Below are 14,139 nucleotides of genomic sequence, written 5' to 3' on the forward strand. Positions count from 1 at the left end.
GCAGCCTTTTTGAGTGTTGATCCGTGAGTGATTTGAGTCATATCCGCAATTTCTCCATCATCGCCCACATTGACCATGGCAAGTCGACGCTGGCCGATCGCTTCATCCAGATGTGCGGCGGCCTGGCCGAGCGTGAAATGGAAGCCCAGGTACTGGATTCCATGGATCTTGAGCGCGAGCGCGGGATCACCATCAAGGCGCACAGCGTCACGCTTTACTACAAGGCTCGTGATGGCGTCACTTACCAGCTGAATTTCATCGATACTCCAGGTCACGTTGACTTCACCTATGAGGTGAGCCGATCGCTGGCCGCCTGTGAAGGCGCGCTGCTGGTGGTCGATGCCGGTCAAGGCGTTGAGGCGCAGTCGGTTGCCAACTGCTACACGGCGATCGAACAGGGCCTGGAAGTGATGCCGGTGCTGAACAAGATCGACCTGCCACAGGCTGATCCGGACCGCGTAAAAGAAGAAATCGAAAAAATCATCGGCATCGATGCCACCGACGCGGTCACTTGCTCTGCCAAGACCGGCCTGGGCGTCGATGAGGTGTTGGAGCGTCTGGTTACCACCATTCCTGCACCCACCGGCAACATCGAAGATCCGCTGCAAGCGTTGATCATCGACTCCTGGTTCGACAACTACCTGGGCGTCGTGTCCCTGGTGCGCGTGCGTCACGGCCGCGTGAAGAAGGGTGACAAGATCCTGGTCAAGTCCACCGGCAAGATCCACCTGGTGGACAGCGTCGGTGTATTCAACCCGAAACACACCCCTACCGCTGACCTGAAGGCCGGTGAAGTGGGCTTCATCATCGCCAGCATCAAGGATATTCACGGTGCCCCCGTGGGCGACACCCTGACCTTGAGTTCGACGCCGGACGTCGATGTGCTGCCAGGTTTCAAGCGCATCCAGCCGCAGGTCTACGCCGGTCTGTTCCCGGTCAGCTCCGACGACTTCGAAGATTTCCGTGAGGCCCTGCAAAAGCTCACCCTGAACGATTCGTCGCTGCAGTACACCCCGGAAAGCTCTGACGCCCTGGGCTTCGGCTTCCGTTGCGGGTTCCTCGGCATGCTGCACATGGAAATCATCCAGGAGCGCCTGGAGCGCGAGTATGACCTGGACCTGATCACCACGGCGCCGACGGTAATCTTCGAGCTGCTGCTCAAGACCGGCGAGACGATCTACGTCGATAACCCGTCGAAGTTGCCGGACCTGTCTTCCATCGAGGACATGCGCGAGCCGATCGTGCGCGCCAATATCCTTGTGCCGCAAGAGCACTTGGGTAACGTCATTACGTTGTGCATCGAAAAACGTGGTGTGCAGGTCGACATGCTGTTCCTGGGCTCCCAGGTACAAGTGACCTACGACTTGCCGATGAACGAAGTGGTCCTGGACTTCTTCGATCGCCTGAAATCCACCAGTCGCGGCTATGCTTCGCTGGATTACCATTTCGATCGTTACCAATCGGCTAGTCTGGTGAAACTGGACGTGCTGATCAACGGCGACAAGGTCGACGCGCTGGCGTTGATCGTGCACCGTGACAATGCGCACTACAAAGGTCGCCAGTTGACCGAGAAGATGAAAGAACTGATTCCGCGGCAGATGTTCGACGTGGCAATCCAGGCCGCCATTGGCGGGCAGATTGTGGCGCGTACAACCGTCAAGGCGCTCAGAAAGAACGTATTGGCCAAATGCTACGGCGGTGACGTCAGCCGTAAGAAAAAGCTGCTGGAAAAGCAAAAGGCCGGTAAAAAACGCATGAAGCAGGTCGGCAACGTGGAAATTCCACAAGAAGCCTTCCTTGCCGTGCTCAGGTTGGATAGTTAGGTCCTATGTCACTAAATTTCCCGCTGTTGCTGGTCATCGCCGTATTCGTCTGCGGCCTGTTGGCGTTGCTTGATCTGTTGATCCTGGCGCCGCGTCGGCGTGCCGCCATCGCCTCCTATCAGGGCAGCGTCAGCCAGCCTGATGGGGTGGTGATCGAGAAACTGGGCAAGGAACCGTTGCTGGTCGAATACGGCAAGTCGTTCTTCCCGGTGCTGTTCATCGTACTGGTGCTGCGTTCGTTCCTGGTGGAACCGTTCCAGATCCCATCGGGCTCGATGAAACCGACCCTGGACGTCGGCGACTTCATTCTGGTGAGCAAGTTTTCCTACGGGATTCGCTTGCCGGTGATCGACAAGAAAATCATCGAAGTCGGTGAGCCACAGCGTGGCGATGTGATGGTGTTCCGCTATCCGAGTGATCCGAACGTCAACTACATCAAGCGTGTAGTGGGGCTGCCGGGCGATACGGTGCGGTACACCGCTGACAAGCGTCTGTTCGTCAACGGTGAGTCGATTGCCGAAAAGCTGGTCGGCTCCGAGCCGGGCACGCTGGGCAGTGCCGAGCTCTACAAGGAAAAACTCGGTGTCGCCGAGCACTTGATCCGCAAGGAAATGAGTCGCTATCGCGCAACACCGGACCGTACATGGACAGTGCCTGCCGGGCACTACTTCATGATGGGCGACAACCGCGACAACTCCAACGACAGTCGCTACTGGGATGATCCAGCCATTCCCAAGGATCTGCTGGGCATGGTTCCCGACAAGAATATCGTCGGCAAGGCCTTCGCGGTCTGGATGAGCTGGCCGGAACCCAAACTCAGTCACCTGCCGAATTTCTCGCGGGTTGGCCTGATCCAGTAATCAAGCACGGCGCTGTTGAACACAGCGCCGAATGCATTTCTGGAGTCGGCACAATCGGCGACAGAGGCATGAAAACAACGATATTCAGGACGTTATTTTTGAACACAGCGTTAATTGTCCCAGGCCTGCGCCGACTCCCGGCGATGGCGGTGGAATCCAACCACGAACTCAGCGTGGGTAAACCGTGAGCGTCTCCTTAAGCCGTCTCGAGCGTCAGCTCGGCTATACCTTCAAGGATCAGGAACTGATGGTCCTGGCCCTGACTCACCGCAGTTTTGCCGGGCGTAACAACGAACGCCTGGAATTCCTCGGTGATGCCATCCTCAACTTCGTTGCTGGCGAGGCGCTGTTCGATCGCTTCCCGCTGGCCCGCGAAGGCCAGTTGTCGCGTTTGCGCGCACGCCTGGTCAAAGGTGAGACCCTGGCCGTACTGGCCCGTGGTTTCGATCTGGGCGAGTACCTGCGCCTGGGCTCCGGCGAACTGAAAAGCGGCGGTTTTCGTCGCGAGTCGATTCTGGCCGATGCCCTGGAAGCGCTGATTGGCGCGATCTACCTGGACGCCGGCATGGAAGTGGCGCGCGAGCGCGTGCTGGCCTGGCTGGCCGGGGAGTTCGAAGGCCTGACGCTGGTCGACACCAACAAAGATCCAAAAACCCGCCTGCAGGAATTCCTGCAGTCCCGTGGTTGCGAGCTGCCGCGTTACGAAGTGGTGGATATCCAGGGTGAACCGCATTGCCGGACGTTCTTCGTCGAATGTGAAATCATCCTATTGAATGAAAAAAGCCGAGGTCAGGGTGTGAGCCGTCGTATTGCCGAACAGGTAGCGGCCGCCGCAGCACTGATTGCCCTGGGTGTGGAGAATGGCAATGACTGATACAAACGCAACGCGCTGTGGCTATGTTGCCATCGTCGGCCGTCCGAACGTGGGCAAGTCCACGCTGCTCAACCACATCCTCGGCCAAAAGCTGGCGATCACCTCGCGCAAGCCGCAAACCACCCGTCACAACATGCTCGGCATCAAGACCGAGGGTGATGTGCAGGCGATCTACGTCGATACGCCCGGTATGCACAAGGGCGGCGAAAAAGCCTTGAACCGCTACATGAACAAGACTGCCTCGGCGGCATTGAAAGACGTCGACGTGGTGATCTTCGTGGTGGATCGCACCAAGTGGACCGACGAAGACCAGATGGTCCTCGAGCGCGTGCAATACGTCACCGGCCCGCTGATCGTTGCGCTGAACAAGACCGATCGCATCGAAGACAAGGCCGAGCTGATGCCGCACCTGAGCTGGTTGCAGGAGCAGTTGCCGAACGCACAGATCATCCCGATTTCGGCGCAGCACGGGCACAACCTCGACGCGCTGGAAAAGGTCATCGCTGATCATCTGCCGGAAAACGATCACTTCTTCCCGGAAGACCAGATTACCGACCGCAGCAGCCGTTTCCTCGCCGCCGAGCTGGTACGCGAAAAAATCATGCGCCAGTTGGGCGCCGAGCTGCCATACCAGATCACTGTCGAAATCGAAGAGTTCAAGCAGCAGGGCAAGACCCTGCATATCCATGCCTTGATCCTCGTCGAGCGTGATGGCCAGAAAAAGATCATCATTGGCGACAAGGGCGAGCGCATCAAGCGCATCGGCACTGAAGCGCGCAAGGACATGGAGCTGTTGTTCGACTCCAAGATCATGCTCAACCTGTGGGTCAAGGTGAAGGGCGGCTGGTCCGACGACGAGCGTGCCTTGCGTTCGCTGGGTTACGGCGACCTGTAAATCGTCAGGCCGCGCATAGATCTACTGTGGGAGCGGGCTTGCTCGCGAAGGGGATGTAACATTCAGCATTCATGTTGACTGATACACCGCTTTCGCGAGCAAGCCCGCTCCCACATTGGTTTTGGGTGATTTGTAAAATCGCGTTCCTTCATCGAGAACTCCATGTCTCAAGCCCCAACTGCCCAACCCGCCTACGTCCTCCATTCCCGTGCCTACCGCGAAAACAGCGCCTTGGTGGACTTCCTCACGCCGCAAGGGCGGCTGCGGGCGGTATTGCGCAGTGCGCGGGGCAAGGCCGGGACGCTGGCGCGGCCGTTCGTGCCGCTGGAGGTCGAGTTTCGCGGTCGTGGCGAGCTGAAAAATGTTGGGCGCATGGAGAGCGCCGGCATCGCCACCTGGCTCAACGGTGAGGCACTGTTCAGCGGTCTTTATCTCAATGAGCTGTTGATTCGCCTGCTACCCGCCGAAGACCCTTTCCCTTCGGTGTTCGATCACTACGCCGCGACCTTGCTCGCCCTGGCCGAAGGTCGGGCGTTGGAGCCGTTACTGCGTTCGTTCGAATGGCGCTTGCTGGATGACCTGGGCTACGGCTTTTCATTGACTACCGATATCCACGACGAACCCGTTGCGCCAGACGGTCTCTACCGTTTGCAGGTGGATGCGGGGCTGGAGCGGGTCTATCTGCTGCAGCCCGGTTTGTTCAACGGCGCCGAATTGCTGGCCATGGCTGAAGCTGACTGGAGTGCCCCTGGTGCATTGTCAGCGGCCAAGCGTTTGATGCGCCAGGCACTGGCTGTTCACTTGGGCGGTCGTCCACTGGTCAGTCGCGAGCTGTTTCGCAAGCCGTAGTCTCCCCGTATGCTGTGCACCGAACTTTTTCTTATTCTGGAGCGCTTCCGTGACCACCAGCACCCGCATTCTTCTTGGCGTGAACATCGACCACGTTGCCACCCTGCGTCAGGCCCGGGGCACGCGCTACCCGGATCCGGTCAAGGCGGCACTGGATGCGGAAGAGGCGGGCGCGGATGGCATCACCGTGCACCTGCGCGAAGACCGCCGGCACATCCAGGAGCGCGACGTGCTGGTGCTCAAGGACGTGCTGCAAACCCGCATGAACTTCGAAATGGGCGTCACTGAAGAAATGATGCAATTCGCCGAGCGCATCCGTCCGGCGCATATCTGCCTGGTGCCGGAAACCCGCCAGGAGTTGACCACCGAAGGTGGGCTGGACGTGGCGGGGCAGGAGGCGCGGATCAAGGCTGCTGTGGAGCGCCTGTCGAGGATTGGCTCTGAAGTGTCGCTGTTCATCGATGCCGACGAACGGCAAATCGAAGCATCGCGTCGCGTCGGTGCGCCAGCCATCGAACTGCACACCGGTCGTTATGCCGATGCCGAGACGCCGACCGAAGTGGCTGAAGAGCTCAAGCGCGTCGCCGACGGCGTAGCGTTCGGCCTGGCGCAGGGCCTGATCGTCAATGCCGGCCACGGTCTGCACTATCACAACGTCGAGGCGGTGGCCGCGATCAAGGGCATCAACGAACTGAACATCGGCCATGCGCTGGTAGCCCATGCGTTGTTCGTGGGCTTCAAGTCGGCGGTTTCGGAGATGAAGGCGCTGATTCTGGCGGCTGCCCGGTAGGAGCGAGCATGCTCGCGAAAAACCTGAGGGCGCCGCGGGGCATCAGGTTTTTCGCGTCCTCATTGACGACCATTGCGAGCAAGCCGGCTCCCACATTTGATTGAGGTGTCTGTTAGAGCGGGGCAGGTTCCTGGGCCGGCTTGGTCTTGTCGATGCCCGGCACATGCAGGTTGCCCTCGGCGACCTGATCGCCTTCAAGCTGCGGCTGCGTTACCCAGGTCAGGATGTCGTAGTAGCGACGGATGTTCGCCACGAAATGCACGGGCTCGCCGCCACGGGCGTAGCCGTAACGGGTTTTGCTGTACCACTTCTTCTCGGACAGGCGCGGCAGGATTTTTTTCACGTCCAGCCATTTGTCGGGATTCAACCCTTCCTTGGCCGCCAGCTTGCGGGCGTCATCAAGGTGACCGCTGCCGACGTTGTAGGCGGCCAGGGCAAACCAGGTGCGATCCGGTTCCTGGATCGACTCGTCGAGCTGATCCTTTATGTAGGCCAGGTACTTGGCGCCGCCCATGATGCTCTGCTTGGGATCGAGGCGGTTGGACACGCCCATGGCTTGCGCGGTGTTCTGGGTCAGCATCATCAGGCCGCGCACACCGGTCTTGGACGTCACGGTCGGTTGCCACAGGGACTCCTGATAACCGATCGCCGCCAGCAGGCGCCAGTCGACCTGTTCTTTCTTGGCGTAGGCCTTGAAGTGCGGTTCATACTTGGGCAGGCGCTGCTGCAAGTGCTGGGCGAACGTGGTCGCGCCCATGTAGCCGAGTACATCGACATGCCCGTAATAACGCTCCTTCAGGCGTTGCAGGGTGCCGTTTTTCTTGACCTTGTCCAGATACTCGTTGATCTCGTTGAGCAGGCTGTTGTCGTCGCCCGGCGCCACGGCCCAGCTCTGGTTGCTGGCGTCACCCAGGTCGAAGGCAACGCGGATGTTGGTGAAGTACACCTGGTTCATCGCGACTTCATTGGAGTCTACCAATGTCAGATCGATCTGACCTTCGTCGACCATGCGCAGGAGATCCACGACCTCGACCGCGTCGGATTCTTCGTATTCGATACCGGGAAATTTCTGTTTCAGCTGTGCGAGCTGCTCGGCATGGGTGCTGCCCTTGAGCACCATGATCTTCTTGCCGACCAGGTCTTTCGCGTCGGTAGGGCGCGACTTGCCGTTGCGGTAGATGACCTGTGGGGTGACTTCCAGGTAGGGATGGGAGAACCGCACCTGTTTTTTGCGTGCTTCGCTGCTGACCAGGCCGGCAGCCGCCAGGACCGGGCCATTGGGCTTGCCCACCTGATTGAACAGGTCGTCGAGGTTGTCGGCCGTCTCGATCTTGAGATCGACCCCCAGATCGTCGGCGAAGCGCTTCACCAGCTCGTATTCGAAGCCGGTTTCACCGTTGCGATCCTGAAAGTAGGTGGCGGGGCTGTTACGGGTAACCACCCGCAGCACACCATCCTCCTTTACGCGCTCCAGTGTGTTGGGTTTATCAACACAGCCACTGAGCATCAGGAAGAGTCCGGTTGCGATCAGCCATTTGGCGTACCGCGGACGCAAAGCCGTTGGGGAAAACATTTGCGCAGTATACGCAAAGGACCACGAGCGCCATATCTCGACAGCAACAGGGTAGTCTGCTAGAGATCGCAAAAGCCGCCAAAACCCCACTGGAACGGGCCTTTTCAGCATTTTGATACAGTAAAAATAAGCTGTCGTCACCCGGCGGGTTAACCTGACTTTCGGGGCAGAAACACAGATCGGCACTCGAGTGCAACCGTGCGTAGCGTTTCGGGTGCTGTCGCTGGCTGTTTAGGCTAGAATGCACGGCCTCAAAGCACACCCCTTCCCGAGGCTGTCCCGAAGATGTTGATCCTGCGCGGCGCTCCTGCCCTTTCTGCCTTTCGCCACAGCAAGCTCCTTGAGCAACTGAGCCAGAAGGTTCCGGCTGTCAGTGGCCTGTATGCTGAATTCGCTCACTTCGCCGAAGTTACCGGCGACCTGACCGGCGACGAACAGCAGGTGCTTGCGCGCCTTCTGAAGTACGGTCCAAGCGTTCCGGTCCAGGAGCCGACCGGTCGTCTGTTCCTGGTGTTGCCACGTTTCGGCACCATCTCGCCCTGGTCGAGCAAGGCCAGCGACATCGCTCGCAACTGCGGCCTGACCAAGATCCAGCGTATCGAGCGCGGCATTGCCTTCTATGTGGCTGGCCAGTTCAGCGACGCTGAAGCCCAGTTGATCGCCGACGCACTGCACGACCGCATGACCCAGATCGTCCTGGGCAACCTCGAACAGGCTGCCGGCCTGTTCAGCCACGCCGAACCCAAGCCCCTGACCGCGATCGACGTGTTGGGTGGCGGCCGCGCCGCGCTGGAAAAAGCCAACACCGAGCTGGGCCTGGCCCTGGCTGAAGACGAAATCGACTACCTGGTCAACGCCTTCGTCGGCTTGAAGCGCAACCCGCACGACATCGAACTGATGATGTTCGCCCAGGCGAACTCCGAGCACTGCCGTCACAAGATCTTCAACGCCAGTTGGGACATCGACGGCGAAAGCCAGGAAAAAAGCCTGTTCGGCATGATCAAGAACACCTACGTGATGCACAGCGAGGGCGTTCTGTCGGCTTACAAGGACAACGCCTCGGTGATCGTCGGCTCCGTGGCCGGGCGTTTCTTCCCGGACCCCGAAACCCGCCAGTACGGCGCGGTGCAGGAGCCGGTGCACATCCTGATGAAGGTTGAAACCCATAACCACCCGACCGCGATTGCCCCGTTCCCGGGCGCGTCCACCGGTTCCGGTGGCGAGATTCGTGACGAAGGCGCGACCGGTCGTGGCGCCAAGCCAAAAGCTGGCCTGACCGGTTTCACCGTGTCCAACCTGCAGATCCCGGGCTTCTTACAGCCGTGGGAAGTGCCGTACGGTAAGCCCGAGCGCATCGTTACCGCGCTGGACATCATGATCGAAGGCCCACTGGGCGGCGCTGCGTTCAACAACGAATTCGGTCGTCCGGCACTGACCGGCTACTTCCGTACCTTCGAACAGTCGATCAGCACCCCGCACGGTGATGAAGTGCGCGGTTACCACAAGCCGATCATGCTGGCTGGCGGCATGGGCAACATCCGTGAAGAACACGTCAAGAAAGGCGAGATCGTGGTCGGCTCCAAGCTGATCGTGCTCGGCGGCCCGGCGATGTTGATCGGCCTGGGCGGCGGCGCGGCTTCTTCCATGGCCACCGGCACCAGTTCGGCAGACCTGGACTTCGCCTCCGTGCAGCGTGAAAACCCTGAGATGGAGCGTCGCTGCCAGGAAGTCATCGACCGTTGCTGGCAACTGGGCGACAAGAACCCGATCAGCTTCATCCACGACGTGGGTGCGGGCGGCCTGTCCAACGCCTTCCCGGAACTGGTCAATGACGGCGACCGTGGTGGCCGTTTCGAACTGCGCAACATTCCAAACGACGAGCCGGGCATGGCCCCGCACGAAATCTGGAGTAACGAATCCCAGGAACGCTACGTGCTGGCAGTCGGCCCGGCCGACTTCGATCGCTTCAAGGCGATCTGCGAACGTGAGCGTTGCCCGTTTGCCGTCGTCGGCGAAGCCACGGCCGAGCCGCAGCTGACCGTCACCGACAGCCACTTCGGCAACAGCCCGGTGGACATGCCGCTCGAAGTGCTGTTGGGCAAAGCCCCGCGCATGCACCGTTCGGTAGTGCGTGAAAACGAGCTGGGTGACGATTTCGATCCGTCGACCCTCGACATCGGCAACTGCGTCGAGCGCGTCCTGCATCACCCGGCTGTCGCGAGCAAGAGCTTCCTGATCACCATCGGCGACCGCACCATCACCGGCCTCGTGGCCCGTGACCAGATGGTCGGCCCATGGCAGGTGCCGGTGGCCGACGTTGCCGTCACCGCCACCAGCTTCGACGTCTACACCGGTGAAGCCATGGCCATGGGCGAGCGCACTCCGCTGGCACTGCTGGACGCTCCGGCGTCGGGCCGCATGGCCATCGGCGAAACCCTGACCAACATCGCCGCTTCGCGCATCGGCAAGATCTCCGACATCAAGTTGTCGGCGAACTGGATGTCCGCCGCCGGTCACCCGGGTGAAGACGCACGTCTGTACGACACCGTGAAAGCGGTCGGCATGGAATTGTGCCCTGAGCTGGGCATCACCATTCCAGTGGGCAAGGACTCGATGTCCATGGCCACTCGCTGGAACGATGAAGGCGTGGACAAGGCCGTGACCTCGCCAATGTCCCTGATCGTGACCGGTTTCGCGCCAGTGACTGACATCCGTCAGACCCTGACCCCGCAACTGCGCATGGACAAGGGCACCACCGACCTGATCCTGATCGACCTGGGCCGTGGCCAGAACCGCATGGGCGCCTCGATCCTGGCCCAGGTGCATGGCAAGCTCGGCAAGCAGGCTCCGGACGTCGACGACGCCGAAGACCTGAAAGCCTTCTTCGCGGTGATCCAGGGCCTCAACGCCGACGGTCACCTGCTGGCTTACCACGACCGTTCCGACGGTGGTCTGCTGACCAGCGTGGTGGAAATGGCCTTCGCCGGTCATTGCGGCCTGAGCCTGAACCTCGACGGCCTGGCAGAAACGTCTGCTGACATCGCCGCGATCCTGTTCAACGAAGAACTGGGCGCCGTGATCCAGGTTCGCCAGGACGCTACCGCCGACATCCTGGCGCAATTCAGCGCTGCCGGCCTTGGCGAGTGCGTGTCGGTGATCGGCCAGCCGATCAACAATGGCCAGATCAACATCACCTTCAACGGTGACACCGTGTTCGAAGGCCAGCGTCGTCTGCTGCAACGCCAGTGGGCCGAGACCAGCTACCAGATCCAGCGTCTGCGTGACAACGCCGACTGCGCCGATCAAGAGTTCGACGTGCTGCTGGAAGAAGACAACCCGGGCCTGAGCGTCAAGCTCAGCTACGACGTCAACCAGGACATCGCCGCGCCTTACATCAAGAAAGGCATCCGCCCACAGGTTGCCGTGCTGCGTGAGCAGGGCGTCAACGGTCAGGTGGAAATGGCTGCCGCGTTCGATCGCGCTGGTTTCAACGCGATCGACGTGCACATGAGCGACATCCTGGCCGGTCGTGTCGACCTGAACGAGTTCAAGGGCCTGGTTGCCTGCGGAGGCTTCTCCTACGGTGACGTACTCGGCGCCGGTGAAGGCTGGGCCAAGTCGGCGCTGTTCAACAGCCGCGCCCGCGATGCGTTCCAGGGTTTCTTCGAGCGTAACGACAGCTTCACCCTCGGCGTGTGCAACGGTTGCCAGATGATGTCCAACCTGCACGAGCTGATCCCGGGCAGCGAGTTCTGGCCGCACTTCGTGCGTAACCGTTCCGAGCAGTTCGAAGCGCGCGTGGCGATGGTGCAGATCCAGGAGTCGAACTCGATCTTCCTGCAGGGCATGGCCGGTTCGCGCATGCCGATCGCCATCGCCCACGGTGAAGGCCATGCCGAGTTCGCCAGCGAAGAAGCGTTGCTGGAAGCTGATCTGTCCGGTTGCGTGGCGATGCGTTTCGTCGACAACCATGGCAAGGTCACCGAAACCTACCCGGCCAACCCGAACGGCTCGCCGCGCGGGATCACCGGATTGACCAGCCGCGACGGGCGCGTGACCATCATGATGCCGCACCCGGAGCGTGTGTTCCGTGCCGTGCAGAACTCGTGGCGTTCGGAAGACTGGAACGAAGACGCGCCTTGGATGCGTATGTTCCGTAATGCGCGTGTGTGGGTGAACTGATAGCTGTGTACAAGCTCGCTTTCTTCGTTCCCGACAGCCATGTCGAAGTGGTCAAAAGTGCCGTATTCGCCGCCGGTGGCGGGCGGATCGGCACTTACGATCACTGTGCCTGGCAGGTGTTGGGCCAGGGCCAGTTTCGTCCACTGGATGGCAGTCAGCCATTCATTGGCGAGGCGGGGCAGGTCGAGCGGGTGGAGGAATGGAAGGTCGAGCTTGTGGTGGCCGATGAGTTGATTGGCTCGGTGGTGGCGGCTCTGAAACAGAGTCACCCCTACGAGACGCCGGCATACGAAGTGTGGCGGTTGGAGGATTTCTGATCCTTTGGTCGCGGCAATAAAAAACCCGCTGATTCGTCAGCGGGTTTTTTATTGCCTGCATTTTTCTTCGGGCGTAAAAAACCCGGCATGAAAGCCGGGTTTTTCAGGAGCGTCGAGCTTAAGCGGTGAAGGTTTTGCCTTCGAACTGCTCAGCCACGAACTTCCAGTTAACCAGGTTCCAGAACGCCTCAACGTACTTCGGACGCAGGTTGCGGTAGTCGATGTAGTAAGCGTGTTCCCAAACGTCGCAGGTCAGCAGCGGGGTGTCGCCGTTGGTCAGCGGGTTGCCGGCACCGATGGTGCTGGCCAGGCCCAGGGAGCCGTCAGCCTTTTTCACCAGCCAGCCCCAACCGGAACCGAAAGTGCCGATGGAAGTCTTGCTGAACTCTTCCTTGAACTTGTCGAACGAACCGAAGGCTGCGTTGATGGCGTCAGCCAGCGCGCCGGTTGGTTGACCGCCAGCGTTTGGCGCCAGGCAGTTCCAGTAGAAAGTGTGGTTCCACACTTGAGCGGCGTTGTTGAAGATGCCGCCCGAGGAAGTCTTGACGATTTCTTCCAGGGTCTTGCCTTCGAACTCGGTGCCAGGCACCAGGTTGTTCAGGTTCACGACATAGGTGTTGTGGTGCTTGTCGTGGTGAAATTCCAGGGTTTCCTTGGAAATGTGCGGCTGCAGGGCATCGTGTGCGTACGGCAGCGGCGGCAATTCGAAAGCCATTATGATTCTCCTAATCAGGTCAGTTGCGGTGAGCGCAAGGCCGATCACGGGCGGCCAGACAAGCGCCGGGGAGTTTGTACTCTTTGCGGCGCATCGGGTCGGATCATAGCACCGGGGGTGCGGCATAACCACGCAACATCTGTGTGGAATAGAGGTTCCAGAGCCTTTTGGAATAAATCAGCCGGCGCTGATCAGCTGTAATGCTACGGCGAACATCATCACCGCCACCAACAGGTCAAGAATTCGCCAGGTACTTGGCCGCGCCAGCCACGGCGCTAGCCATGCCGCACCGAGTGCCAAGGTAAAGAACCACAGCAATGACGCACTGGCCGCCCCAACTACATAAGCTCCGGGCTCCGTTTGCTGGGCGCCGAGGGAGCCAATCAACAGAACGGTGTCCAGGTAAACGTGCGGGTTGAGCAGGGTAACCGCCAACGCACTGAGCATCACCGCGCGCAACGAACGAACGGTCTGGTTCTCACCTTGTTGCAGACTCTGTCTGGAGCAGGCCCGACGCAACGCCTGGCTGCCATACCACAACAGAAACGCCGCGCCGCCCCAACGGGCAATGGCGAGCAGGGTCGGGTTTTGTGCCAGCACCGTGGCCAGGCCGAATACCCCGGCGGCCACCAGTAATGCATCGCAGGCCACGCAGAGTGCCGCCACCGGCAGGTGATGTTCACGTCGCAGGCTTTGCGCCAGTACGAATGCGTTCTGCGTGCCGATCGCCATGATCAGGCCGAAGGCCACCAACAGGCCGTTGATATAGCTTTGCCACATTATTTTTTACTCCGCGTTGGCTGCCAGGTCGCGCAGCACTTGCATCGCGCGTTCGGCGTCGGCCTGGCCGACAAACAAATGGTCGTGGTAGTAACCGGCGATCACATTGCAGCTGATGCCGGCATGGCCCAGGGCCGTGGCGAACGCGGCGGTCAGTCCGACGGCTTCGAGGGCCGAATGCACGTTCAGGGTGATCCACGCGGCGATGTAGTCGAAGCTGTATCCAGCCTGTTCTGCATGGGAGCGTTCGAGAATTACGGTCAGGCCTTCCTGCTCGCGAAAGCTGCCGATGATTTCCAGGCCCGCGGGCAATTGGCCGTTGGCCAGGGTGCAGAACACGTACTCGCCGGCATTGAGTTGCGGGCTCATGCTGCGCAGTAGCGTTGCCAGTGAAGTTTCGCCAGCCATGAGGAGGATCCTTGTGCAAGAGTTCGTGCTGGCCATTTTCCAGTAGTAACCTGTATAAGAAAAACCAATATTG

The 14,139-nt window shown here is 60.1% G+C and carries 12 protein-coding genes; 8 read left to right on the forward strand and 4 right to left on the reverse strand.

The window, feature by feature from the left end; translation table 11 throughout:
* Positions 1–23: 23 nt before the first annotated feature.
* From lepA to pdxJ, 6 genes are all read left to right on the forward strand, one after another.
* Entirely contained in the window at positions 24–1,823 is a 1,800-nt protein-coding gene (lepA, locus tag PSUM_RS26515) for a translation elongation factor 4 (protein ID WP_020799456.1), read from the forward strand.
* A gap of 5 nt (positions 1,824–1,828) precedes the next feature.
* The gene (gene lepB / locus PSUM_RS26520) at positions 1,829–2,683 is read left to right on the forward strand and encodes a signal peptidase I (protein ID WP_020799457.1); all 855 of its coding nucleotides are present in this window, start codon (positions 1,829–1,831) and stop codon (positions 2,681–2,683) included.
* Between the two features lie 184 nt (positions 2,684–2,867).
* Positions 2,868–3,557 (forward strand): ribonuclease III, encoded by a 690-nt coding sequence (gene rnc, locus PSUM_RS26525; RefSeq protein WP_018927089.1) that lies wholly within the window; start codon positions 2,868–2,870, stop codon positions 3,555–3,557.
* Positions 3,550–4,452: a GTPase Era gene (era, locus tag PSUM_RS26530; RefSeq protein WP_020799458.1), complete on the forward strand. Its 903-nt coding sequence runs from the start codon at positions 3,550–3,552 to the stop codon at positions 4,450–4,452. Before rnc ends, era begins: the two co-directional genes overlap by 8 nt.
* A 162-nt stretch (positions 4,453–4,614) precedes the next feature.
* Complete coding sequence (recO, locus tag PSUM_RS26535) at positions 4,615–5,301, forward strand: DNA repair protein RecO (RefSeq protein WP_083349695.1); 687 nt, start codon at positions 4,615–4,617, stop codon at positions 5,299–5,301.
* Positions 5,302–5,350: 49 nt separating this feature from the next.
* Entirely contained in the window at positions 5,351–6,091 is a 741-nt protein-coding gene (gene pdxJ, locus PSUM_RS26540) for a pyridoxine 5'-phosphate synthase (protein ID WP_033039429.1), read from the forward strand.
* Positions 6,092–6,203: 112 nt separating this feature from the next.
* Here pdxJ and mltF read toward each other — a convergent pair whose 3' ends face one another.
* Entirely contained in the window at positions 6,204–7,664 is a 1,461-nt protein-coding gene (mltF, locus tag PSUM_RS26545) for a membrane-bound lytic murein transglycosylase MltF (protein ID WP_083349694.1), read from the reverse strand.
* 285 nt (positions 7,665–7,949) lie between these two features.
* On the opposite strand from mltF, the gene purL reads away from it, so the two are divergent.
* Together purL and PSUM_RS26555 are read left to right on the forward strand one after the other, a co-directional pair.
* Complete coding sequence (purL, locus tag PSUM_RS26550) at positions 7,950–11,846, forward strand: phosphoribosylformylglycinamidine synthase (RefSeq protein ID WP_020799462.1); 3,897 nt, start codon at positions 7,950–7,952, stop codon at positions 11,844–11,846.
* A 5-nt stretch (positions 11,847–11,851) separates the two neighbouring features.
* Positions 11,852–12,163: a YqfO family protein gene (locus tag PSUM_RS26555; RefSeq protein WP_083350192.1), complete on the forward strand. Its 312-nt coding sequence runs from the start codon at positions 11,852–11,854 to the stop codon at positions 12,161–12,163.
* Between the two features lie 118 nt (positions 12,164–12,281).
* Here PSUM_RS26555 and PSUM_RS26560 read toward each other — a convergent pair whose 3' ends face one another.
* From PSUM_RS26560 to PSUM_RS26570, 3 genes are all read right to left on the reverse strand, one after another.
* Entirely contained in the window at positions 12,282–12,878 is a 597-nt protein-coding gene (locus tag PSUM_RS26560; protein WP_033043443.1) for a superoxide dismutase, read from the reverse strand.
* Positions 12,879–13,055: 177 nt separating this feature from the next.
* Positions 13,056–13,658 (reverse strand): LysE/ArgO family amino acid transporter, encoded by a 603-nt coding sequence (locus PSUM_RS26565; protein ID WP_033043445.1) that lies wholly within the window; start codon positions 13,656–13,658, stop codon positions 13,056–13,058.
* Positions 13,659–13,664: 6 nt separating this feature from the next.
* The gene (locus PSUM_RS26570; protein WP_083349693.1) at positions 13,665–14,066 is read right to left on the reverse strand and encodes an ACT domain-containing protein; all 402 of its coding nucleotides are present in this window, start codon (positions 14,064–14,066) and stop codon (positions 13,665–13,667) included.
* Positions 14,067–14,139 lie beyond the last annotated feature (73 nt).

Source organism: Pseudomonas umsongensis, assembly GCF_002236105.1.
GTDB classification, from domain to species: Bacteria; Pseudomonadota; Gammaproteobacteria; order Pseudomonadales; family Pseudomonadaceae; genus Aquipseudomonas; species Aquipseudomonas umsongensis.